Annotated in this window: 18 protein-coding genes and 2 pseudogenes; 13 read left to right on the top strand and 7 right to left on the bottom strand. The window is 73.1% G+C overall.

The genetic code is table 11. The features are described from left to right. The first annotated feature begins 201 nt into the window (after window positions 1-201). Window positions 202-627 carry an SRPBCC family protein gene (locus tag ACFZAU_RS07090; RefSeq protein ID WP_500551388.1) on the top strand — a complete coding sequence of 142 codons (426 nt, stop codon included), beginning with the start codon at window positions 202-204 and terminating at the stop codon, window positions 625-627. Here the strand turns inward: ACFZAU_RS07090 and ACFZAU_RS07085 are convergent. Next, complete coding sequence (locus tag ACFZAU_RS07085; protein WP_500551387.1) at window positions 618-1,529, bottom strand: L,D-transpeptidase family protein; 912 nt, start codon at window positions 1,527-1,529, stop codon at window positions 618-620. The genes ACFZAU_RS07090 and ACFZAU_RS07085 overlap by 10 nt on opposite strands. A 125-nt stretch (window positions 1,530-1,654) precedes the next feature. Between ACFZAU_RS07085 and ACFZAU_RS07080 the strand changes: the two genes are divergently transcribed. Further along, a complete protein-coding gene (locus tag ACFZAU_RS07080; RefSeq protein WP_500551386.1) occupies window positions 1,655-3,235 on the top strand; it encodes an acyl-CoA mutase large subunit family protein in 1,581 nt (526 codons plus the stop codon). Between the two features lie 488 nt (window positions 3,236-3,723). Here ACFZAU_RS07080 and ACFZAU_RS07075 read toward each other — a convergent pair whose 3' ends face one another. Both ACFZAU_RS07075 and ACFZAU_RS07070 read right to left on the bottom strand, forming a co-directional pair. Next, entirely contained in the window at window positions 3,724-5,067 is a 1,344-nt protein-coding gene (locus ACFZAU_RS07075; protein ID WP_500551385.1) for a polysialyltransferase family glycosyltransferase, read from the bottom strand. After that, window positions 5,067-6,047 (bottom strand): glycosyltransferase family 2 protein, encoded by a 981-nt coding sequence (locus tag ACFZAU_RS07070; protein ID WP_500551384.1) that lies wholly within the window; start codon window positions 6,045-6,047, stop codon window positions 5,067-5,069. The genes ACFZAU_RS07075 and ACFZAU_RS07070 overlap by 1 nt, the downstream gene beginning before the upstream one ends. Before the next feature lie 187 nt (window positions 6,048-6,234). Here ACFZAU_RS07070 and ACFZAU_RS07065 point away from each other — a divergent pair, with 187 nt between their 5' ends. From ACFZAU_RS07065 to ACFZAU_RS07050, 4 genes are read left to right on the top strand one after another with little or no spacing between them, the layout of a single operon-like run. After that, on the top strand, window positions 6,235-7,542 hold the full coding sequence (locus ACFZAU_RS07065) for a DUF6716 putative glycosyltransferase (RefSeq protein WP_500551383.1): 1,308 nt from the start codon (window positions 6,235-6,237) through the stop codon (window positions 7,540-7,542). Window positions 7,543-7,571: 29 nt separating this feature from the next. Then, window positions 7,572-8,858 (top strand): cytidylyltransferase domain-containing protein, encoded by a 1,287-nt coding sequence (locus ACFZAU_RS07060; protein WP_500551382.1) that lies wholly within the window; start codon window positions 7,572-7,574, stop codon window positions 8,856-8,858. Further along, window positions 8,855-9,811: an N-acetylneuraminate synthase family protein gene (locus ACFZAU_RS07055; protein ID WP_499606607.1), complete on the top strand. Its 957-nt coding sequence runs from the start codon at window positions 8,855-8,857 to the stop codon at window positions 9,809-9,811. Before ACFZAU_RS07060 ends, ACFZAU_RS07055 begins: the two co-directional genes overlap by 4 nt. Window positions 9,812-9,814: 3 nt before the next feature. Then, on the top strand, window positions 9,815-10,930 hold the full coding sequence (locus ACFZAU_RS07050) for a hypothetical protein (RefSeq protein WP_500551381.1): 1,116 nt from the start codon (window positions 9,815-9,817) through the stop codon (window positions 10,928-10,930). A gap of 41 nt (window positions 10,931-10,971) precedes the next feature. Here ACFZAU_RS07050 and ACFZAU_RS07045 read toward each other — a convergent pair whose 3' ends face one another. The 4 genes and pseudogenes from ACFZAU_RS07045 to ACFZAU_RS07030 form a co-directional block, all read right to left on the bottom strand. After that, window positions 10,972-11,124: a SecDF P1 head subdomain-containing protein gene (locus ACFZAU_RS07045; protein ID WP_500551380.1), complete on the bottom strand. Its 153-nt coding sequence runs from the start codon at window positions 11,122-11,124 to the stop codon at window positions 10,972-10,974. A 106-nt stretch (window positions 11,125-11,230) separates the two neighbouring features. Beyond that, window positions 11,231-11,524, bottom strand: a pseudogene (locus ACFZAU_RS07040) (protein translocase subunit SecD); the annotation flags it as partial. Window positions 11,525-11,855: 331 nt separating this feature from the next. Beyond that, on the bottom strand, window positions 11,856-12,236 hold the full coding sequence (locus ACFZAU_RS07035; protein WP_500551379.1) for a hypothetical protein: 381 nt from the start codon (window positions 12,234-12,236) through the stop codon (window positions 11,856-11,858). After that, window positions 12,233-13,171, bottom strand: a pseudogene (locus ACFZAU_RS07030) (AbeC-like domain-containing protein); the annotation flags it as partial. The gene ACFZAU_RS07035 and the pseudogene ACFZAU_RS07030, both read right to left, overlap by 4 nt. A gap of 1,131 nt (window positions 13,172-14,302) precedes the next feature. Here ACFZAU_RS07030 and ACFZAU_RS07025 point away from each other — a divergent pair. The 7 genes from ACFZAU_RS07025 to ACFZAU_RS06995 all read left to right on the top strand — a co-directional run bounded on the left by ACFZAU_RS07025 (window position 14,303) and on the right by ACFZAU_RS06995 (window position 23,225). After that, complete coding sequence (locus tag ACFZAU_RS07025) at window positions 14,303-15,865, top strand: glycosyltransferase (protein WP_500551378.1); 1,563 nt, start codon at window positions 14,303-14,305, stop codon at window positions 15,863-15,865. A gap of 322 nt (window positions 15,866-16,187) precedes the next feature. Then, complete coding sequence (locus ACFZAU_RS07020) at window positions 16,188-17,390, top strand: M20 family metallopeptidase (protein ID WP_500551377.1); 1,203 nt, start codon at window positions 16,188-16,190, stop codon at window positions 17,388-17,390. 154 nt (window positions 17,391-17,544) lie between these two features. After that, window positions 17,545-18,600: a BMP family lipoprotein gene (locus ACFZAU_RS07015; protein ID WP_499606613.1), complete on the top strand. Its 1,056-nt coding sequence runs from the start codon at window positions 17,545-17,547 to the stop codon at window positions 18,598-18,600. Between the two features lie 257 nt (window positions 18,601-18,857). Further along, entirely contained in the window at window positions 18,858-20,408 is a 1,551-nt protein-coding gene (locus ACFZAU_RS07010; RefSeq protein WP_500551376.1) for an ABC transporter ATP-binding protein, read from the top strand. Then, window positions 20,405-21,520: an ABC transporter permease gene (locus ACFZAU_RS07005; RefSeq protein WP_500459069.1), complete on the top strand. Its 1,116-nt coding sequence runs from the start codon at window positions 20,405-20,407 to the stop codon at window positions 21,518-21,520. Before ACFZAU_RS07010 ends, ACFZAU_RS07005 begins: the two co-directional genes overlap by 4 nt. Continuing rightward, window positions 21,517-22,806, top strand: coding sequence for an ABC transporter permease (locus ACFZAU_RS07000; RefSeq protein WP_500551375.1), 1,290 nt, complete (start codon window positions 21,517-21,519; stop codon window positions 22,804-22,806). Before ACFZAU_RS07005 ends, ACFZAU_RS07000 begins: the two co-directional genes overlap by 4 nt. After that, window positions 22,803-23,225 (top strand): cytidine deaminase, encoded by a 423-nt coding sequence (locus ACFZAU_RS06995; protein ID WP_500459071.1) that lies wholly within the window; start codon window positions 22,803-22,805, stop codon window positions 23,223-23,225. Before ACFZAU_RS07000 ends, ACFZAU_RS06995 begins: the two co-directional genes overlap by 4 nt. Window positions 23,226-23,227: the final 2 nt, after the last annotated feature.

Below are 23,227 nucleotides of genomic sequence, written 5' to 3'. Positions count from 1 at the left end.
CTCCCGGGCGCGGCGGGTCCGGGGTGTGACACTTTCGGCCCCCAGGGCGCTTTAACCAGTAGACCGACTGGTCATCGGTCGAGGGGTCGCCCGGTCCCCCCGTATCGGGCCCCCAACGAGGGACGCGGGCGGAGCGCTTTCCCCCCGCTCCGCCCGCGTCCTCACGTACCGCCCCGGGGACGGCGGCGTAGGGTCGATTCCGTGATCTTCCGGATCGAGCGGCACTGCCCGCTCCCCGCCGCCGAGGCCTGGCGCCGGGTCACCGACTGGGAACGCCACGCCGAGCTGGTGCCGTTCACCACCGCCGTCGTGACGGGGGAGCGGTCGTTCACGGCGCGCACCGGGATCGGGCGGGCGGTCGTCGACGACCCCATGGACGTCGTGCGATGGGAGCCGCCGGAGGCGGGCCGTCCCGGGCGCTGCCGGCTGGAGAAGCGCGGCCGGACCGTGCTCGGCTGGGCCGAGATCGAGGTGTGGCCGCGCGAGGGCGGGGGCTCGCGGGTGGTGTGGCGCGAGGACCTGCGGGTGCGCCCGCTGCCGGGGGTGTTCGACCGGCCCACCGCGTGGGCCGGCCGGTTGCTGTTCGGGCGGGCGCTGGACGGGCTCCTGGCCCGGGCTCACCAGTAGACGACGACCTTGTCGCCGATCCGCACCTGGTCGAAGAGCGCCGAGATCCTGGCCCGGTCGCGCACGTTGACGCAGCCGTGCGAGGCCCCCGCGTAGCCGCGGGCCGCGAAGTCGGCGGAGTAGTGCACCGCCTGGCCGCCGCTGAAGAACATCGCGTACGGCATGGGCGTGTGGTAGATCGTCGACACGTGGTTGCGGCTCTTGGCGAAGACGCTGAAGGTGCCCTCGCGGGTCGGCGTGTACTGGGAGCCGAAGCGGACGTCCATCGCCGAGACGACCCTGCCGTTCACGACCCAGGCCAGGGTGCGGCTGGTCTTGCTGACGCACAGCACGCGGCCCGTCATGCAGCGCGGGTCCAGCTTGGCCACCGTGTTGGCGGTCGGCGGGTACATGGCGTCGTGGGTGGGCTGCCGGGTGACCGAACGCAGCTTCGCCCAGGTCTTGTCGGTGACGGTGCCCGTGACCGGCAGCTTGTTGCGGGACTGGAAGGCGCGGACGGCGGAGACGGTGACGTCCCCGTAGTAGCCGGTGGGGTTGCGGCCGAAGAAGCCGAGCTGCTTCAGCCGGGCCTGCAGCTCGCGGACCCGGGCGCTGGTGCTGCCCCGCGCGATGACGACGACCGGCCGGGGGGTGCGGTCGGCCTTCGGCTTCTTCGTGGCCGTGGCGGAGGCGGAGGCGGAAGCGGAGGCCGTCGGGGAGGCGGAGCCGGTGGACGGCGCCGTGCTCGGGCTCGTGCTCGGGCTCGCGGAGGGGCTCGCCGTGCCGGCCGAGGCGTCCGGTGCCACGGAGCCCCTGGCGCTGGGCTCGCTCGCCTGGGCCGTGCAGCCGGCGAGGAGGGCCGCGGTGAGAAGCGCGGCGGCCGCTGCCGCCGCGCGCGGTCTTGCGACGGATATGAGTGCCACGTGGTCCCCCTGGTGATGAGTCGGTACACCCTTTGACTGATTTCCCCGGCATGTAGTTGCACCGGCGCGGGCACCGATCGCCGCACACTGAGGAAAGGGGCCCCGAGTCGCTGGAGGCACGAGACATGGCACGCGAGTCCGAATCCGGTCTGCCGATCGAGCCCGTCTACGGCCCCGGGTCCCTGGACGGCTGGGACCCGGCCGAACGGCTCGGTGAGCCGGGCGGCTACCCGTACACCCGCGGCGTCCACCCGGCCATGTACACCACGCGGCCCTGGACGATGCGCCAGTACGCGGGCTTCGGCACCGCCGCCGAGTCCAACGCGCGCTACCGGCAGCTGATCGCCCACGGCACCACCGGTCTGTCCGTCGCCTTCGACCTGCCGACCCAGATGGGCCACGACAGCGATGCGCCCCTCGCCCACGGCGAGGTCGGCAAGGTCGGCGTGGCCGTCGACTCGGTCGAGGACATGCGGGTGCTGTTCGACGGCATCCCGCTCGACCGGGTCTCCACCTCGATGACGATCAACGCGCCCGCGGCCCTGCTGCTCCTGATGTACCAGCTGGTCGGCGAGGAGCAGGGGGTCCCCGCGGACCGGCTCACCGGCACGATCCAGAACGACGTGCTCAAGGAGTACATCGCCCGCGGGACCTACATCTTCCCGCCCAAGCCCTCGCTCCGGCTGGTCGCGGACCTCTTCCGCTACTGCCGCGCCGAGATCCCGCGCTGGAACACCATCTCCATCTCCGGCTACCACATGGCCGAGGCCGGTGCCTCGCCCGCGCAGGAGATCGCCTTCACGCTCGCCGACGGCGTCGAGTACGTCCGTACCGCCCTCGCCGCCGGCATGGACGTCGACGACTTCGCGCCGCGGCTGTCCTTCTTCTTCGTCTCGCGCACGACCCTCCTGGAGGAGGTGGCCAAGTTCCGTGCCGCCCGCCGCATCTGGGCCCGGGTCATGCGCGAGGAGTTCGGGGCGAGGAACCCCAGGTCGCAGATGCTGCGCTTCCACACCCAGACCGCGGGCGTGCAACTCACCGCCCAGCAGCCGGAGGTGAACCTGGTGCGGGTCGCCGTCCAGGGGCTGGCCGCCGTGCTCGGCGGCACCCAGTCGCTGCACACCAACTCCTTCGACGAGGCGATCGCGCTCCCCACCGAGAAGTCCGCCCGGCTCGCGCTGCGCACCCAGCAGGTCCTGGCGTACGAGACCGACGTGACGGCGACCGTGGACCCCTTCGCCGGGTCCTACGTCGTGGAGTCGATGACCGACGCCGTCGAGGCGGCCGCACTTGACCTGATGGCCAGGGTGGAGGAGCTCGGCGGGGCGGTGAGCGCGATCGAACGCGGCTTCCAGAAGGCCGAGATCGAGCGCAACGCGTACCGGATCGCCCGGGAGACCGACTCCGGGGAGCGGGTGGTCGTCGGCGTCAACCGCTTCCGGCTGGCGGAGGAGGAACCGTACGAGCCGCTGCGCGTCGACCCGGCGATCGAGGCGGCGCAGGTGGCGCGGCTGGCCGCGCTGCGGGCCGGGCGCGACCGGCGGGCCGTGGACTCGGCGCTGGCCGCGCTGCGGAAGGCCGCCGAGGGCACGGAGGAGGTCCTGTACCCGATGAGGGACGCGCTGCGCGCCCGTGCCACGGTGGGCGAGGTCTGCGACGCGCTCCGCGAGGTCTGGGGGACGTACGTCCCCTCGGAGGTGTTCTGAGGCATCCGGCGAAGCGGGCGAGCAAGGCGGTGACGCGCTCCGGGTCGTGCGTGGCGATGCCGAGGTAGCCGTCCGGGCGGACGACGAACAGGCCCTCGCCGTACTCCCGGTGGACCGGGTCGCCGGGCCGGGCGCGGTGCGTGCGGACGAAGCCCGGCAGGTCCGCGGGCGGCTCGGCGCCGACCGCCAGCACGGTGAAGTGGGGGCCGCGCAGGACGTCGAAGAGCCGCCTCCCGCCGTCGAGCGGCGCGTCCGGTGCGCGGTGGAGGGGCCGGACGGGAGATGTTCGACCACTACGAGGCACGCTTCGAGACCGGCCTGCGGATCCTCGTCGCGGGCATCGCCGCGACCCTCGCCCCGGACCCCGCGCGGTAGCCCGCGTCGTCACGCGCCCGACGCGGCGTGCGGCCCGGTCCCTCCGGCGGCCCGCGTGCTCAGGGGCCGGCGCGGTGGTCCGCGCCGGCCCCCGGTGGCGTCGGCGTCCGCGGTCAGCGGCGTGACGTGACCCGCTTGATCCGCCGCGCGACCCGGCGCACGGCCGGGTTGGCCGGCAGGAACGCCAGCTGGGACGGCACCGCCCCCGGCAGCCCCAGCGACGCCAGCCGGCGCCGCCTGAAGTAGCGCCAGGTGCCGGCGTCCAGGCCGTCGGTCAGGTGGCGTACCGCGTCGTCCCGCAGGTGCGCGTACGTCTGGGGCTGCATGCAGTAGCCCACGGCGCGCACCAGGGAGGCCAGCTCGCGTTCGACCCGCTCCGCCGTCGGCGGCCGCCAGGCCTGCAGCGCCTGCGGGTCCTCCAGGTCCGGCAGGAGGCGGTCGGCGATCGTGACGGGCACGCGATTGCTGTTCGGGTACGGCGACAGCCGCTCCAGCACCAGCTCCGTGCCCACCCGGGCGACCGGCAGCCCGTACACCGCGGACGCGGTGAACAGCGCGGTGGAGAAGCAGCCGGCGACCAGCCGCGGCCGGGTCCGCAGGAAGAGGACCTCGGCGAGCTCGGACGCCCCGGCCACGGTCAGCTCCGCGCCCAGGGTCTCCGCCTCCCGCTCCAGCCGCCGCGACCAGTGGGCGGGCGCCGTCGGGTGCGGCTTGAAGACCACCGTCCGGTGACCCGCCGCGACGGCTCCGCGCACCATGCGGACGTGCAGCTCCTCCTCCTCGTCGGCGGTGAGGACGTCCAGCGCCGACAGGTACTGGCCGAGCAGCAGCGCGCCGCCCTCGGGGAGCGGGGCCGGGGCCGCGTCGTGCTCCGCGATCCCCGCGAGGACCGCGGTGAAGGCGTCCGCCGGGACGAGCCCGGCGGGGACGTCGTGCTCCGACAGCAGCAGCGGCCGCAGTCCGGGGACCAGGTCCAGGTGCAGCACCCGGTCGACCCGGGTCGTGACCAGCGGGTCCAGCTTGTCCCGGGTCGGGCCGTAGACCATGAGGCCGTCGGCGTACACCCCGACGGGCGCGCCCGGGAAGACGTTCACCAGCGCCAGGGCCGGCTCGACGTGCAGGGACTCGACGACCAGCTCGACCTCGTCCTGGCCCAGACCCCACAGGCGCCGCAGGTGGCGCTCCCACAGCGGTACGTCCTCGGGGCGGGGCGACCAGCCCGACGGGTGCAGCGGGGCGATCGTGTCGTTCCACGAGAGCACCCGGTCGAAGCGGGAGCGCAGCGCCCCGAAGCCGGGGGCCGTGTCCAGCGCCGGCGAGATCTCGGGGACGGCGGCGTTGTTGCTGACCAGCAGCAGCCTGCGGTCGGCCGGGGCGAACAGCCCGGCGTCCAGCGCGGCCGCCACCGTGGCGGCGCCGAACAGCGTCGACGCCAGGAACAGCTGGGTGCGGGGCATCAGGCGGCCACCGCCCCGGCGACGGCGAGCCGCCTGCGCGTCCTGCGCAGCAGCACGCTGCGCTTCATGTCCATCGAGTCCAGCGCCTCGTTCAGGATGTCCTGCGGCATCTGCTTCAGGGCCGCCGCGCTCAGCGCCTTCAGCCTGCGCGCGACCCGGGGCTCGTAGCGGCCCATGGCGCCCAGGTGGTGCGCGATCACCGCGCAGTAGGTGCGCACCGCCTTGGGCAGGAAGCGGTCCGCGTCGGGGTCCGCCGCGGTCTCGGCGAGGACCTGGTCGAAGGAGCGGATGAAGTCCAGCTGCCGGACGTCGCCGATCTGCGTGAGCGAGGTGGCCACCCCGCGCCGGTAGAAGACGCCCAGCAGGCCGACGACCGCGAAGGACTTCGCCTCGCGGTGCAGCCGCCAGATCCACGGCCGGTCCTCGGCGGTGCGCAGCCCGTCGGGGAAGTGCAGCAGCCCCGCGTCGACCAGCCGCCGGTGGTAGATGCCGGCCCAGGCGTACGGGTAGTCCACCGAGGTCGTGCGGTCGGCCGGGAGGATCGCCTGGCGCGGGTCGAGGGCGACCCCGCGACGGCCGTGCGGCACCCGGGCGACGGTGCGCCGGCGCCCGTGCGAGACGACGTGGTCGGTGCGCACGAAGTCGGTGCCGAGGGTCTCGATGGCCTCCAGCAGGCGCGGGAGGTAGCCCTCGGCCAGCCAGTCGTCGCCGTCCAGGAAGGTCAGGTACTCGCCCCGGGCGGCGTCGATGCCCGTGTTGCGGGCGGTGGCGAGCCCGCCGTTGCGCTCGTGGGAGACGAGTATCGCCCCGGGCAGGTCGGGCAGCGCGCGTTCGAGGATCCCGGGGGTGTCGTCCGTTGCGCAGTCGTTCACGAGAATGAACTCGAAATCCGCGCGGGCATTCGCGCGGAGGCTCCTCAACATGTCAGGAGCAAAAGCCTGCACGTTGTAGAACGGGACGATGACGGAGAGCTTAACCACGTCGCGCACCCTATGGGGTGGCTCGTCCCCCGCCCTGACGCCTCCCCCACCCCGAGGTGAACGGGAGATGTCGGAATCATGAATCCGGTGCCGGGGGCGGCCGATTCTTCATTCGGCGGCGTGTTGTTAACCGTCCGTTGGCGTTGCGTTGGAGACCCGCTCGGAATGCATTCCTACCGTCTGCGGCGTGCCAGCAAGTACCGCCGACCCGATGAGGGTCACCGTCCTCGCCGACTCGGACACCCGATGGAAATGGGGTGCGCTGACGGCGCGCCGCATCGCCCCGGAGGCGCGGCTCGACGCCCGCCTGCTCCGTGGCCGGGCGACCCCGACCGAGCGCCAGCTCGCGGAGGTCGGCATCCCCGCGGACTCGATGCGCGAGGTCACCGCGGCACAGTTCCTGGCCGGGACCTCCCGTGACACGGCGGACGTGGTCGTGCTCTCCTGCGTCGGCGGCTCCGTCCAGGCCATGCTGCACGGACTCGCCCGCGCGTGGCAGGGCACCCCCCGCCGTCCGGTCGTCGTGACCGGCTACGTCGGGGTCGTCTACGAGAAGCTCGCCGACGGGCTCCTGCTGCGGGCCGGCGCCGACGCGGTGCTCGCCAACAGCGCCCACGACGCGCGGCGCTTCCGCGAGGTCTACGAGGGCGTCGGCACGGACGCCGGGACGATCGTCGAGACCGCCCTGCCCTTCCTGGAGGGCAAGCCCTACGAGTCCTCCGCGGACCGCCCCTTCACCGTGGTCTTCGCCGTCCAGCCCTCCGTGCCGGACAGCCGCAAGGACCGTACGTACCTGCTGCGCCGCGCGGTGGACCACGCGCGCTTCCACCCGGAGCGCGAGGTCCTGGTCAAGCTGCGCAGCAAGCCCGGTGAGCACACCACGCACATCGAGGAACAGCCGTACCAGAAGCTGGTGTCCAAGCTGGACCCGCCGAAGAACCTCAAGCTCGTCTACGGGCACATGGGCGAGGTCCTGGACCGCACCGACCTGCTGGTCACGGTGAGCTCCACGGCGGCGCTGGAGTCCATGCACCGCGGCATCCCCACGGCCGTCCTCACCGATCTCGGCATCCGCGAGGCGCTGGGCAACCACCACTTCCTCGGTTCCGGCGCCTACGCCTCCTGGGACCAGATCGACTCCGGCGACGTGCCGAGGGTGCACCCCGAGTGGGCCCGCGCCCAGGGCATCGCCTCCGGCGGCGACCCCTTCCGTACCGTGCGCGAGCGCGTCACGGCACTGGCCGCCGCCCCCGTGCTCCCGCCGCTGGCGCCGTACTACACGACCACCACCGCGCCCGGTTACCTGCCCGGCGTCCTCGCCCGCCACGGCCTCGACCCCAAGGGCGAGCCCCTGCCGGGCGCCGCGACCGAGCCCACCGAGCCCAGTCCGCTGCGCCGGGCCGTGCGCGACATCGCGCGCAACTCCGCGCGTGCCGCGTACCGCCAGGGCGTGCAGCGCGTCGCGCCCGTGATCCGCAGGTGGGGGCAGCTGTGAACCCGCACCCCAAATCGCAAGGAGCCACCATGCCAACGGTGTTGGCCGTCATTCCCGCCCGCGGCGGCTCGAAGGGCGTACCCGGCAAGAACCTGGCCACGGTCGGCGGCGTGCCGCTGGTCGCCCGCGCCGTGCGGGCCTGCACCGAGGCCGGGCTGGTCACCGACGTCGTCGTCTCCACCGACGACCCCGCCATCGCCGACGCGGCCCGCACCGCCGGCGCCGAGGTCGTCCTGCGACCGGCAGCCATCGCCGGGGACACCGCGACCAGCGAGGCCGCGGTCCTGCACGCGATGGACGCGCACGAGGCGATGACCGGCCGCGGCGCCGACGTGGTGCTGCTCGTCCAGTGCACCAGCCCGTTCATCACCACCGAGGACGTCAACGGCGTGGCCGCCGCGGTCGTCGAGGACGGCGCGGACACCGCCGTGACCGTGGCCCCCTTCCACGGCTTCATCTGGCGCGACGCCGCCGACCAGATCGGCGCCGCCGCCGCGGCCGCCGACGAGGCCGCCGAGGGCGGCCGGGCCCGTACGACGGTGGCCGCCGCGACCGGCGGCTACGGCGTCAACCACGACAAGGCCCACCGCCCGCGCCGCCAGGACCGGCCGCAGGACCTGCTGGAGACCGGCGCCGCCTACGCGATGCGCGTCCCGGGCTTCCGCGAGGCCAAGCACCGCTTCTTCGGCCACACCGCGCTGGTGCGCACCGACCCGGCCAAGGTCCTGGAGGTCGACGAGCCGGACGACCTGGCTCGCGCCCGCGCCCTGGCCCCGCTGCTCGACCCCGCCGCGGACGCCGCCCCCGAGGCGCCGGCGCGCCCGACCCGCGACGACGTCGACGCGGTCGTACTCGACTTCGACGGCACCCAGACCGACGACACGGTGCTGGTCGACTCCGAAGGACGCGAGGCCGTCACCGTGCACCGCGGTGACGGACTCGGGATCGCCGCCCTGCGCGACAACGGCCTGCCCGTCCTGATCCTGTCCACGGAGACCAACCCGGTCGTCGCCGCGCGGGCCCGCAAGCTCAAGGTCCCCGTGCTCCACGGCATCGACCGCAAGGACCTCGCACTCAAGCAGTGGTGCGAGGAGCAGGGAATCGCCCCCGAGCGGGTCCTGTACGTCGGCAACGACGTCAACGACCTCGGCTGTTTCGCGCTCGTCGGCTGGCCCACGGCCGTCGCCAACGCGCACGACATCGTCAAGGACGCCGCCCGCTCCATCACCGCAACGCCCGGAGGAAGCGGAGCTATCCGCGAGATCGCCTCGTGGATCCTCGGCCCCTCACTTTCCCGAAGGGAACTCTCGCAGTGACCACCACCAACGCCCGCCTTCGTCCGATCGGCGACCGCCTGGTCGGCCCCGGCCAGCCCGTCTACGTCACCGGCGAGATCGGCATCAACCACAACGGCTCCCTCGAGGACGCCTTCGCCCTGATCGACGCGGCCGTGGAGGCCGGCGCCGACGGTGTGAAGTTCCAGAAGCGCACTCCGGAGATCTGCACCCCGCGCGACCAGTGGGACATCGAGCGCGACACCCCCTGGGGCCGCATGACCTACATCGACTACCGCCACAAGGTGGAGTTCGGTGAGGACGAGTACCGCGCGATCGACGAGTACTGCACCAAGAAGGGCATCGACTGGTTCGCCTCCCCGTGGGACGTCCCCTCGGTCGCGTTCCTGGAGAAGTTCGAGAACGTCCGGGTCCACAAGGTCGCCTCGGCCTCGCTGACCGACGACGAGCTGCTGCGCGCCCTGCGCGCCACCGGCAAGACGGTCATCCTCTCGACCGGCATGTCGACCCCGAAGCAGATCCGCCACGCGGTGGAGGTGCTCGGCAGCGAGAACATCATCCTGTGCCACGCCACGTCGACCTACCCGGCGAAGCACGAGGAGCTCAACCTGCGGATGATCAACACCCTGCAGAACGAGTTCCCGAACGTGCCGGTCGGCTACTCCGGCCACGAGATCGGCCTGCAGACCACCCTCGCGGCCGTCGCCCTGGGCGCCGTCTTCGTCGAGCGCCACATCACCCTCGACCGTGCCAACTGGGGCTCGGACCAGGCCGCGTCCGTCGAGCCGCAGGGCCTGGACCGCCTGGTCCGCGACATCCGCATCATCGAGCAGGCGCTCGGCGACGGTGTCAAGAAGGTCTACGAGGGCGAGCTCGGCCCGATGAAGAAGCTGCGCCGCGTGCCCGGCGTCATCGCCGAGCAGGAGGCGGCCCAGGCGGCCGCCGCCGCCGAGGCCGAGACGGTGTCGGCCTGACCCATGGGCGACAGCGGCACTCTGGCACTCGTAGAGAGCCCCGTTCAGCTGCTCAACGTGCTGGAGTGGGCGCATGTTCACCCGCCCGCGGTGCCCACACCGCGGCCCGGGACGGTCACGGCCGTCCCGGGCCCGGTGGCGTCCGGGCGGCCGCTCACCATCGTCGCCCTCGCCCCGCGTGACCCCATGACGCGTGGCCAGCTCCGTCGCATGACGGAACTGGCGATGGACGAGGGCATCACCGTGCGCTGGTGCGAGGCCCGTTCCTCCCGGGGCTCGTTGCTGCGCACCGCCGCCGAGCTGATGCCGGCCCTGCGGGCCGCGCGTCGGATCGTCCTGGGTGACCCCTTCTCCCGGCTGGTGCAGGTGCTCCTGCCGCTCAGCCGGGCGAAGGAGATCACCGTCGTGGACGACGGCACGGCGACCATGGAGTTCACCGAACTCCTCACCCGGGGTGCCCGGCTCGTCCGCTGGCACCGCAGCGGCCGCCGGCTCTCGCCGGCGGACGCGGCCTTCGGCGTCTTCGCCTCGGCCGCCCGGCGCCGTCTCACCCCCGGCGCCGGAAGGCGTGTCGAGCTGTTCAGCTCGATGCCCGCCTCGCCTCCTCCCGGGATGGCGTTGCGGACCAACCGCTTCGCCTGGACCCGGGCGCGGTTCGGGCCGCCCAGGGTCAGCGCCGGCACCGACATCGTCGGCACCTCCCTGGTGGAGACCGGGGTCGTCGATCCCGAGCGCTACCTGACCGCCGTCGCGGCCCTGACCCGGGCGCACGGCGCCACCCGCTACTTCGCGCACCGCCGGGAGAGCGCCGACAAGCTGCACCGGCTGTCGGTGGAGACCGGGCTGCAGATCGTGCGGCCCGACCTGCCGCTGGAACTGATCGCGCGTCGTGGCCCGATCGGCCACACGATCCTGAGCTTCCCCTCCACGGTCGTGCACACCCTGCCGCTCGCCCTGGAGGGCACCGGCGTCAGGATCACGGTCTGCGACGTCGACCCGGAGTGGCTGACCGACAAGGCCTCGCCCCGGGCCCAGAGCTTCCTGTCCGGGATCACGGGCAGCGCCCGCGACCTGCACGGCCTGGCCTCGGTGGCCTCGGGCACGGTCCCGGTCAACTGAACCCGGCTCGCCGGCTTCAGTCGACCGGAACCGCCGGGGGGTCAGCGCGTGACGGAGACGACCTCCATCTCCGTCGGCAGGCTGCCGCTGCTCAGCTGGGCGGCCAGCCGGCCGGCGGAGCTGCGGGTGTAGTTGCCGGCGATGACGGCTGTGCCGCCGGTGATGGCCGAGCTGACCAGCGGCGCCGACAGCACGGCGCCGTCGAGCCGCCATCGCGCACTGGTTGGCCGGGCTCAGCCGGGACGCCAGGCTCCTGGTGAGGTCGGCGAACTTCCGCGCGCCGCCGCTGCCGAAGGTCAGCCGGACCTGCCAGCCGGCGGCGTTCTGCGTGTCCAGCACGGCCTCCGCGTCACTGATGTCGGTGCCGCCCAGGGCCACCGGCCCGAGCAGGTACTTCGTCCAGGCACCGCTCTCGGCCCGCTCGGCGCAGGCGACGGCCCGGTCCGTGGTGCCCCGCCGGTGCTCGGCCCGCTGGGCCGGCACCGAGCAGTCCAGGGCGGCGTACTCCGCGCCGCCGGGCACCGAGGTGCCGCCGGAGCCGCCCGTGGACCCCGGCGGTGGCGCGGGCGAGCCGCGGCCGGAGGCCTCCAGCATCACCACCGGCCGGAAGACCAGGACCGCGGGCTTCCCCAGCGAGGCGATCTCCCGCTCGCTCCCCCCGCGCAGGGAGACCGTGACCCGGCCGGCGTCGGCCTCCGCGGTGACGTCCTCGTAGCCGAAGCCCTCCGCGCGCTGTGCCATGAGGCCGGCGATCTGCCGCAGCCGTGCCGCGTCCACGGCCTCGCGCGGGGCGAACACGGCCGTCGTGCGCGGTCCTTCGGCGGACCCGCCCGACCCCTCTCCCGCGCCCGGCAGCGAGCACGCCGACGCCATCGCGGCGCAGCACAGCGCCATCGCCGCCGCCGACCGTCCACGGCGTGGCCGCTCACCCACCGGTGACCGCGCGTACGCTCTCGTGGACCGCGGTGACCAGCCCGGTGAGCGCGGTGGCGTCGCCGACGAGGGCCCGCAGCCGGGTCAGCCGCTCGCCCACCCGGCGCCCGTCCACACCCCCGGGCTCCGCCGCCCTGAGGTCCTCCGCCAGGGCGTCGGCCTCCTCCCGGGCGGCGTCGGCGCCCTCCAACCCGTCCAGGCGGCGGCGCAGTTCGCCGATCGCGGCCAGCGCCGCGCGCAGCGTCCCGTCGTCCGCGCCGCCCCTGTGTGCGAACGCCCCGTGCCCGGCGGCCAGGGCGGAGCCGGTGACCCGGGCGTCGCCCCCGATCACGATGCCGTGGTTGATCCGCGGAGCCGGATCCCGGGGGGTCATGCCGCGCTCCCCGTGCCGCCCGCACCGGTCAGGGGCGGGCCGCCGGTGGAGACGGCCGCGGCGCCGGAGCCCGCCGCGATGCTGCCGCTCATGGAGCCGCCGGTCATCATGATCCCCTGGTTGAGGATGACGTTCCGGTGCCGCGTCAGGTCCCCCCGGTCCAGGCCGTGTTCGGCGAGGAACTCGGCGAGCGTCCCGAGGATCTGCAGCTCGATCTGCTTGCCGATGCGCGTGACGTCCACCTTCTGGAAGAAGTCGCGGTAGGCGTGCGAGGAGGCCAGCTCGCGCAGGCTGATCCGGGCCCCGAAGTCGTGGCGACGGTCGCCGGCGACGGCCGTCCGCTGCGCCTGCAGGGCCCGTTCGCGGCGGGCCGGGGCGCGCAGCTCGGCACAGGCGTTCGGCAGCGCGGACATCAGCACCGAGCGGCTGAGCAGCAGCGCCTCGGCGAGCCCGGGCGCCGTCTCCTCGGCCTCCCCGGGGCGGGAGACGGAGTCGGCGACCCGGTAGGCCTCCCGGACCGGGGTCAGCACCAGGGTGTCGGCCTGCACATACAGCGTCGCCCCGCTCACCGCGGTCTGGACGAAGACCGACAGCACCAGGTCCGTCCCCCAGCTGCGGACCTGCGCGGCCAGGCAGTGCCGCACGGGGCCGTCGACGACGCCCCGGGCCGCGGCGATGCGCTCCGAGGAGAGCTGGTCGGCCGGCCTGTCCTCGGGCGGCCACCGGCCCGCGGCGCCGGGCCAGAACACCGCCTCCCCGAAGAGGGCGTTCTGCCGCAGCTCCGTGCCGTGGACGAAGACCTTCTCCGTGACCTCCAGGCCGGGGATCCGGTCCACCGGGGAGGCCGCGGCCGCGGGCAGGGCGTCCAGGTCGTCGGCCGTCCGCCGGATCAGGGCGGCCGTGTCGAAGGGCACCGGGGGCGGCTCCTGCCCGGAGCCCCTCGTGGCCCTCGGGGATGAGGCGCATCGCGAAGGACCACGAGGTGACCTCGTCGCCCGCCCCCACGAAGGGCCGGTAGCCGCTGTAGACGACCAGGTTCGCGTCGCCGCCCACGGAGGACTGCGGCAGCCCCGCCGCCTCCGGGTCCCGGGGCGGCTCCTGCGCGGGGGAGCCGAAGGCCTCCCGGGTGAGCTGCTCGCGAACGGCCTTCCAGGCCGCGTTGCGCTGCTCCCAGGTGAACAGCCAGGGGCAGCCGACCAGCAGCACCAGCGTCAGCAGGAAGGTCACCACCGGTCCGGCGCCCGGCCAGAACGGCACCAGGGCGCCCAGCCCACGCGGCCGCCGCCAGGACGGCGAGCGGCACCGCAAGGGCCCGCAGCACCGTGATGACGGCCGGGTCGCGCCGGCCCTCCCGGACGCGGACCCGTCCCGGCACCACGGGGCCCGTCTGCGCGCCACCGGGCAGGAAGGCGGTCGCCAGCCAGTAGGCGAGCGTGGTCACGGGGGCGACCAGCAGCGCCAGGACGAAGGCGGCGCCGACGGCCAGGTCCCGCTTGCGCAGGTCGCGCAGGGTCTGCTCGGCGTGGGCGCCGACCCGGTCGAGGTCGACCCCGTACGAAGGGGCGCAGGCCCGGTAGCGCTCGTGACGCAGTTCGTGCACCACCCGGCGCGCGAACCCCTCGTCCAGGCGCGCCCCCGCACACATGTAGCGGGTCGACGCGCTCCAGTCCTCCTCGGCCCCGTACGGCGTCGCGGACACCCCCCGCGGGTCCCGCGGCGCGTGCGCGGGGCGGGGCGGCGGCACCGCGTCAGCGCCCCGGCCGTCCGCGCCTCCGTCGTCCACACCCCCGTCGTCCGCCCCGTACGCCGCCGTTTCCGCGGCGGCGCCCGCGCTCCCGGCGCCCGGGTATCGCGATGTCACACGCCCCACCCCATTCCCCTCGTCACACCAGTCTGGAGGCCGGTGACAAGCTCCCGAAAGGCGTGGCAAGGGTGAAAACCGGCCGCGCCGGGGCGCGTTGAAGTGCGGGGGCGCGCAAGAGCGCGCGAGCCGGCGGCTGGTGTCGTTCCGCTCACCGCAAGATCCACTTCACCGAGCGGTCACCCGAACCCGGTTGTCTTGATCCATGGCAACGGCACCGAGGTCCGCGCCGCGCATCGCGGTCCTCGCGGACAGCGCGCTCGACGGTGACTCCCGGGCGCACCGCGTCGCCGCCGCCGCGGCCGCGGCGGGGTACGACGTCACCCTCATCGGCCGCGCCGCCGACGCACCGGTCACCGGTGCCGGCACCGCGCCCGCCGGGGTGCGGCTGATCCGTGTGACCGTCGCCGAGACGCTCCACCGCAGGCGGCTGCAGCGCCCCCGTCCGGGCCTGCGGCACGTCCTGGCCTACCGCAGCGCCGACGCCCACGCCTACCGCACCGCGCTGCTCACCGCCCACGCCTCCCTACTGGCCTCGCGCGGGGCCGAACTGGACGTGATCCACCGCCCTTTACCGCTGAAAGCCGCCGCCCGCCTGGTCCACGCGGGCGGGCGGTTCCGGCACGTGCTGCGCCGGGCCTGGACGGCGGTGCGCTCGGCGCAGTACCGCGCCGCGGTCCGCCGCCGGGCCACTCCCGGCGGTCCCCTCGAAGGCGCCGCCGCCACCGCGACCCGGCTGCTGCTCGGCAAGCGCTGCTGGCGCCGGCTCGACCCGCTCCTGCTCGACCTGGAGATCGCCTACGGCCCGGTCCTCGACGAACTGCGCCCGCACCTCGTGCACGCCCTGGGCCACCGCACCCTGGGCACCGCCGTGCGGGCCGCGATGCGCGCCGAGGGCACCGGGCACCGGGTGGAGGTGGTCTGGGACACCACCGCCAAGGCCGAGGCCACCCGGCGCGCCGCCGTCGCCCGGGACGCCCACGAGCGCAGCTACGTACCGCTCACCGACGGGGTGGTCACCGTCGCCGACACCTACGCGGACCGCCTCCGCGAGCGCCACCGGCTGCCCGCGCGCCCGGCCGTCGCCCGCAACACCCCGGCGCACGAGCCGCCGCCCTCCCCGCCTCCGCCCGGCGTCCGCGACCGCTGCCACCTCGCCCCCGAGGTCCCGCTGCTGGTCCACAGCGGCTCCGCCGGCCCCGCCGGCGGCCTGCTCACGGTCGTCGACGCGCTGCCCAAGCTCTACGACCTGCACGCCGCGCTGATCGTCCCCGACCCGGACGACCCCTGGATCCGCACCCTCACCGGCCGCGCCGCCGAGCTGGGCGTGGCCCGCCGGCTGCACGTGCTGCCCTACGTGCCGCCCGCGGAGATACCGCGCTTCCTGTCCTCGGCCGACATCGGTGTGCTCCCCATGCACCGCCTCCCCGACCGGCAGGTCGCGCTCCCGGCCCGCTACTTCGAGTACGCGCACGCGCGGCTGCCCGTGGTGGTCAGCGACGTCCGCGTGCTGGCCCGCCCGACCCTGGAGATCGGCAACGGAGAGGTCTTTCGCTCCGGGGACACCGCCGACTTCGTCCGTGCCGTGGGCGCCGTGCTCACCAATCCGCGCCGCTACCGCAAGGCGTACGAGCGCGGGGACGTCCTTCGCGAGTGGTCCTGGCAGAAGCAGTCCGAGCCGCTCCTCGACCTCTACGCCCGCCTCCTGGGCCCCCGCCGGCCCTCCCCGGAGCTGTCCGCCTCCGAGGCACCCGTCGCCCTGGCCTGAACCCGTCACGGAGTGTCGCCGCGCACCCCTTGCTCCGGGCCGTCCGTAGGCCGCCCGCGGGCCACGGCGAGTCCGGCTGGGCCGTTCCGGGCCGCTCACAGGGCGTTGCCTCGCGGCCGGGCGATCGTTGCGCCACTATGGAGTGGCGAGGGATAAACCAGGTTGATACCCCTGTACGGGGCGGGGTACGCGCCGAACGGGGGAGTTTTTCTTCCTCGCGCGGCATGAATTTACGGCGATGTAGTGATCGGGAGCACAGATGCGGTCTAGCCTGTCGGAGGTGAACGACTCAGCCTCCGAACCCTCCGAAAATCCCGTGCCAGTGGCGCCCACAGTTCCCGCCGCACCCGAAGGTGCGCTGCTGGGCGTACTGCCCGAGCGTCTCCGGGCCGAGCTCGTGGCGTTCCGGCGGGACGTGCACATGAACCCCGAGCTGGGCCGGCAGGAGTTCCGTACCACCGCCGCGATCAAGGCCCGCCTGGAGCAGGCCGGTCTGCGGCCGCGCGTGATGCCCGGCGGCACCGGTCTGCTGTGCGACATCGGCGCCACCGACCCGGAGCGTCCGCGACTGGCGCTGCGCGCGGACCTCGACGCGCTGCCGATCCCGGACACCAAGCGGGTGGAGTACCGCTCGACCGTGCCCGGCCGGGCGCACGCCTGCGGCCACGACGTGCACACCGCGGTGGTGCTCGGCGCCGGCCTGGTGCTGGCGGAGCTGGAGCGCGAGGGCAAGCTGAGGCGTCCGGTACGGCTGGTGTTCCAGCCGGCCGAGGAGGTCATGCCGGGCGGCGCGCTGGACGCCATCAAGGCGAACGCGCTGGACGGCGTGGGCCGGATCCTGGCCCTGCACTGCGACCCGAAGGTGGAGGTCGGCCGGATCGGGCTGCGCCAGGGGCCGATCACCTCGGCCGTGGACCGGCTGGAGCTCTCGCTGGACGGCGCGGGCGGCCACACGGCCCGCCCCCACCTCACCACCGACCTGGTGACGGCCGCCGCCAAGATGGCCACCGAGCTGCCGGCCGTGCTGGCCCGGCGGATCGACCCCCGCTCCGGGATGAGCATCGTGTGGGGCCGCATCGAGGCCGGCCACGCGGCCAACGTCATCCCGCAGCACGCCGAGCTGGAGGGCACGGTCCGCTGCCTGGACCTGAACGCCTGGCACGAGGCCCCCGACCTGGTCCACGAGGTGATCGACCAGGTGGCCGCCATGTACCGGGCCAAGTGGGAGCTGACCTACCACCGCGGCGTGCCGCCGGTGGTGAACGAGGCGGACTCGACCGAGCTGCTGCGCGACGCCATGACGGCCCGCTACGGTGCGCACACCGTCGAGGACACGGAGCAGAGCCTCGGCGGCGAGGACTTCTCCTGGTACCTGGAGCAGGTTCCGGGGGCGCTCGCGAGGCTGGGCGTACGGCCCGTCGGGGACACGGCGAAGCGTGATCTGCACCAAGGTGATTTCGACGTCGACGAGGGCGCGATCACGGTCGGCGTGGAGCTCTTCACCTCCGCTGCGCTGCTCGCATGACGGTGGGTGACCCGGCCGACACGGCCGGGTCACCTGGCCGAAATGCGACGATCCGATAACGGGCGGCCAACCCCCCTTTACCTGACATCTACGCGCGTTAAGCTCCGGTTAAGCCAGCGCCGGACGGGGCGCTCAGAGTTGAAGGGGTACCCTCTTGCGCCGGGTAACCAAGATCGCCGCCGCGGGTATAGCCTCCGCGGCTCTCGCGCTCACTGCGACCGCTTGCGGCAGCAGCTCCAAGGACAGTGACACCACCAGCGGCAGCAGCGACAGCAGCAAGCTGAAGGTCGGCGTCGCCTACGACGTGGGTGGCCGTGGTGACCACTCGTTCAACGACTCCGCCGCCGCGGGCCTGGACAAGGCGAAGGCCGACTTCGGCGTCGAGGTGAAGGAGCTGACCGCGAAGACCTCGGACACCGAGGCCGACCGCGAGCAGCGCCTGGAGGACCTGGCCGACGCGGGTTACAACCCGGTCATCGGTGTCGGCTTCGCGTACGCCGAGTCCATCACGGCCGCGGCCAAGAAGTACCCCAAGACGACCTTCGCGATCGTCGACTCGGTCGTCGACGCCAAGAACGTCGACAGCATCGTCTTCACCGAGGAGCAGAGCTCCTACCTCGCCGGTGTCGCCGCCGCCCTGAAGACCAAGGACAACAAGGTCGGCTTCATCGGTGGCGTGGACATCCCGCTGATCAACAAGTTCGAGGCCGGCTTCCGCCAGGGCGTCGAGGCGACCAACCCGAAGGTCAAGGTCACCACCCAGTACCTGACCCCCGGCTCGGACATCTCCGGCTTCTCCGACCCCGCCAAGGGCAAGGCCGCCGCGCAGGGCATGCTGGACAACGGCATCGACGTGATCTACTCGGCCGCCGGCTCCTCCGGCAACGGCGCCATCGAGGCCGTCGCCGGCAAGTCCGGCACGTGGGCGATCGGTGTCGACTCCGACCAGCACGAGCAGCCCGGTCTGGCCAAGTACAAGGACTCGATCCTGACCTCCGCGCTGAAGAACGTGAACGTCGCGGTCTACGAGGCGGTCAAGTCGGTCAAGGACGGTGCCCCGCTGACCGGCACCAACGCCTACGACCTGGCCAAGGACGGTGTCGGCCTGTCCACCAGCGGTGGCTTCATCGACGACATCAAGTCGCAGCTGGACGAGGCCAAGACCAAGATCGTGAGTGGCGAGATCAAGGTCAAGACGACCGTCAAGTGACGTCCGGTCTCTCATGAGCGCCGGGCGCGAGGCTCGGGAGGGGACAGCCCAGGCTCCCCCCTTCCCGGGCCTCGCGCCTGCGTTCAGCCGGGTGTCGCGCACGCGGTATCCGTTGTGACTCATCCCCTTATGGATCTGGCAACGCTACGCGTGTAGAAGCCCTTCCTCGCGATACGTTCGCCACACCCCGCCCACCCCGCTCTTTTCCGCGAGGAGAGTGCGCCATCGACGCGTCCAGCCCCCCCAGCCAGAACGCCGTGGAGCTCCGCGGCATCACCAAGCGATTCCCAGGTGTCGTGGCCAACCACGACATCGACATCACGGTTCGCCGTGGCACGGTGCACGCCCTCGTGGGCGAGAACGGCGCCGGCAAGTCGACGCTGATGAAGATCCTCTACGGCATGCAGAAGCCGGACGAGGGCACCATCACCGTCGACGGCGAGCGGGTCACCTTCCACGACCCGGGCGACGCCATCGTCCGCGGCATCGGCATGGTGCACCAGCACTTCATGCTCGCTGACAACCTCACCGTCCTCGAGAACGTCGTCCTCGGCAGCGAGAAGCTGTACGGCATCGGCGGCAGGGCCCGGGCGAAGATCAAGGAGATCTCGGACGCCTACGGCCTCGGGGTGCGCCCGGACGTCCTGGTGGAGGACCTCGGTGTCGCCGACCGTCAGCGCGTCGAGATCCTGAAGGTCCTCTTCCGCGGCGCCCGTACGCTGATCCTCGACGAGCCGACCGCGGTCCTCGTCCCGCAGGAGGTCGACGCGCTCTTCGACAACCTGCGCGAGCTCAAGGCCGAGGGCCTGACGGTCATCTTCATCTCCCACAAGCTGGGCGAGGTGCTCTCCGTCGCCGACGAGATCACCGTCATCCGCCGGGGCACCACGGTCGGTTCCGCCGACCCGGCGACCACGACCCCCAAGCAGCTCGCGGAGCTGATGGTCGGCAGCGAGCTGCCTTCGCCGGAGACCCGTGAGTCCACGGTCACCGACGTCCCGATGCTGACCGTCGACGGTCTGCACCTGTCGGACACCGACCTGGAGGGCATCGAGCGCGTCGTCCTGGACCGGATCTCCTTCACCATCCACAAGGGCGAGGTCCTCGGCATCGCGGGTGTCGAGGGCAACGGCCAGGCGGAACTCGTCGAGGCGATCATGGGCATCCTGCCGCCCGACGCGGGCCGGATCGGCCTGGACGGCGACGAGATCACCCAGCTCTCGACGCGCAGGCGCCGCGAGGGCGGCATCGGCTACATCCCCGAGGACCGGCACCGGCACGCGCTGCTGCTGGAGGCCCCGCTCTGGGAGAACCGCATCCTGGGCCACGTCACCGAGCACCCCAACAGCAAGGGCGGCTTCCTCGACCCGGCCGCGGCCCGCCGCGACACCGAGCGGATCGTGCGCGAGTACGACGTCCGCACCCCCGGCATCGAGGTGACCGCCGCGTCCCTGTCCGGCGGCAACCAGCAGAAGCTGATCGTCGGCCGTGAGATGAGCCACCGGCCCAAGCTGCTGATAGCCGCGCACCCCACCCGGGGCGTGGACGTCGGCGCCCAGGCCCAGATCTGGGACCAGATCCGCGAGGCCCGGCGCGAGGGCCTGGCCGTGCTGCTGATCTCCGCCGACCTGGACGAGCTGATCGGCCTGTCCGACACCCTGCGCGTCATGTACCGCGGCCGCCTGGTCGCCGACGCCGACCCCGCCACCATCACCCCGGAGGAGCTGGGCTCCGCGATGACCGGCGCGGCCGCCGGCCATCTCGAGCACGAGGACGGCGACGCCGGCCACGGGGGAGAGGACCGATGAAGAAGTTCGACAAGGAGCGGGTGCTCCTCGCCATCGCCGCCCCCGTGCTGGCGCTCGTGGCCGCGTTCGTGATCACGGCGCTGGTGCTGCTCGCCACGGGCAAGGAGCCGTTCGGCGCCTTCGGGACGATGTTCGACTACGGCTTCAAGAGCGACAGCCAGGTCGAGATCATCAACAAGGCGACCACGTACTACATCGCGGGCATCGCGGTCGCCGTCGGCTTCCGCATGAACCTGTTCAACATCGGTGTCGAGGGCCAGTACCGCCTGGGCGCGTTCTTCGCCGCGGCCGTCGGCGGGGCGGTGTCGCTGCCGGGCTTCCTGCAGATCCCGCTGATCATCGTGGTCGCCATGACCGTCGGCGCGATGTGGGCCGGTATCGCGGGTGTGCTGAAGACCTCGCGCGGGGTCAGCGAGGTCATCGCGACGATCATGCTGAACGCGATCGCGCTGTCCATCGTCGGCTACCTGCTCAAGGACGGCCGGCTCGGCCACCTCGACGAGGCGGGCACCTCGGTGTCGACCACGCCGCTGCCCTCCTCCGGCCACCTGTTCAACTTCGACATGGGCGAGGACGTCGGCCAGATCTACGGCTTCGTCGTGCTCGCCGTGATCATCGGCGTCGGCTACTGGTTCGTGCTGGGCCGCACCCGCTTCGGCTTCGACCTGCGCAGCGTCGGCCTGTCCGAGAGCGCCGCCACCGCCAGCGGCGTCAGCGTCAAGCGCATGGTCGTCACCAGCATGCTGATCTCCGGCGGCCTGGCCGGTCTCACCGGCCTGCCGCTGCTGCTGAACGACACCCACGCCTACGGGGCCGACCTCTTCCCGGCCGGCATCGGCTTCACCGGCATCTCGGTGGCCCTGCTGGGCCGCAACAACCCGGTCGGCGTCGCGCTGGCCGCGCTGCTGTGGGGCTTCCTGGAGCGCGGCTCGGGCCGCCTGGAGTTCGAGGGCTACGACAAGGAGATCGTCGGCGTGATGCAGGGCGTCATCGTCCTGAGCGTCGTCATCGCCTACGAGGTCGTCCGCCGCTACGGCCTCAAGCGCCAGCAGCAGAAGGTCGGCGAGGAGCTCGCCGCCCAGGCCCGCACCAAGAAGGAGGTGACGGCGTGACCGCCACGACGACCCAGACCCCGCCGCCCGCGGCTCCCAAGGCCGCAGGGTCCAAGGGCCGCAAGGGCCGCCTCTCCTTCCCGGTGGTCCTGCTGATCATCGCCGCCGCGATCGCGCTGGTGTCGGTGGTACGGATCATCACCGGCCAGGACCAGCTCACCGCCCAGGGCCAGATCACCGCCGCGCTCGGCCTCGCCGTGCCGATCGGCCTGGCCGGCCTCGCCGGCCTGTGGTCCGAGCGCTCCGGCGTCGTCAACATCGGCCTCGAGGGCATGATGATCCTCGGCACCTTCTTCGGTGCCTGGGCCGGCTGGCAGACCAACCCCTGGGTGGGCGTCCTCGCCGGTGTCGTCGGCGGTGCGCTCGGCGGCCTGATCCACGCGGTCGCCACCGTCACCTTCGGCGTCGACCACATCATCTCCGGCGTGGCCATCAACATCCTGGCGCTGGGTGCCACCCAGTACCTCGCCAAGCTGTGGTTCTCCACCGGCGACGCGGCCACCAAGGGCGGCAACCCCAAGCAGTCCCCGCCGGTCGACTCCCTGCCGTCGTTCGACGTCCCCGGGCTGTCCGACGGGCTGGCGAGCATCGAGAAGCACGGCTGGTTCTTCGTCTCCGACCTCGCCGGCATCCTCGGCGGCCTGGTCACCGACGTGTCCGCGCTGACGCTGGTCGCGGTGGTGCTCTTCGTCGGCAGCTTCTTCCTGCTGTGGCGCAGCCCGTTCGGCCTGCGGCTGCGCTCCTGCGGCGAGAACCCGGTCGCGGCCGAGTCGCTCGGCGTCAACGTGTACCTGTACAAGTACATCGCCGTGATCGCCTCCGGCGGTCTGGCCGGCCTCGGCGGCGCCTTCCTCGCGATGGTGCCCGCGCACATCTACCTCGAGGGCCAGACCGGCGGCCGCGGCTACATCGGCCTCGCCGCGATGATCTTCGGCAACTGGCGGGTCGGCGGCCTCGCCACCGGCGCCGGCCTCTTCGGCTACTCCGACGCGCTCCAGCTGCGCAACGGCGGTCCCACGGTGCATGCGCTGCTGCTGCTCCTGGTGGTCCTGCTGGTGCTGCTGGCGGCCTGGAAGCTGTGGAAGCGGAGCTTCTGGCAGGGCGGCGTCAGCCTCGTCGTCGGCGCGCTGGTGCTGGGCTGGTACCTGCTGACCGACGAGGTGCCCGGCGAGTTCGTGGGCGCGACCCCGTACGTCGTCACCCTGCTGGTGCTCTCCCTGTCGGCACAACGCCTGCGGATGCCCAAGGCTGACGGCATGAGGTACCGGAAGGGCCAGGGCAAGTGAGTGACACCGCGGGCCGGGCCGGCGTCGACGACGTCGACTGGGAAGGCCTGCGGGCGCAGGCCCGGGACGCCATGTCCCGGGCCTACGTCCCGTACTCCCGGTTCCCCGTCGGCGCTGCCGCGCTGGTGGACGACGGGCGGGTCATCTCGGCCTGCAACGTGGAGAACGCCAGCTACGGCCTCGGCCTGTGCGCCGAGTGCGGCCTGGTGTCGATCCTGCACGCCACCGGCGGCGGCCGGCTCGTCGCCTTCACCTGCGTCGACCGCAAGGGCGACCAGCTGATGCCGTGCGGCCGCTGCCGTCAGCTCCTGTGGGAGCACGGCGGCCCCGAACTGCTGGTGGAGATGTCCGACGGCATCCGCACGATGCGCGACGTCCTCCCCGACGCGTTCGGCCCGGACGACCTGATCAACCGCTAAGA

The sequence above is a fragment of the Streptomyces sp. NPDC008238 genome, assembly GCF_042956445.1.
GTDB lineage: Bacteria > Actinomycetota > Actinomycetes > Streptomycetales > Streptomycetaceae > Actinacidiphila.
Note: the sequence above shows the minus strand (reverse complement) of the source record. Positions and strands in the feature narration are given on the sequence as shown.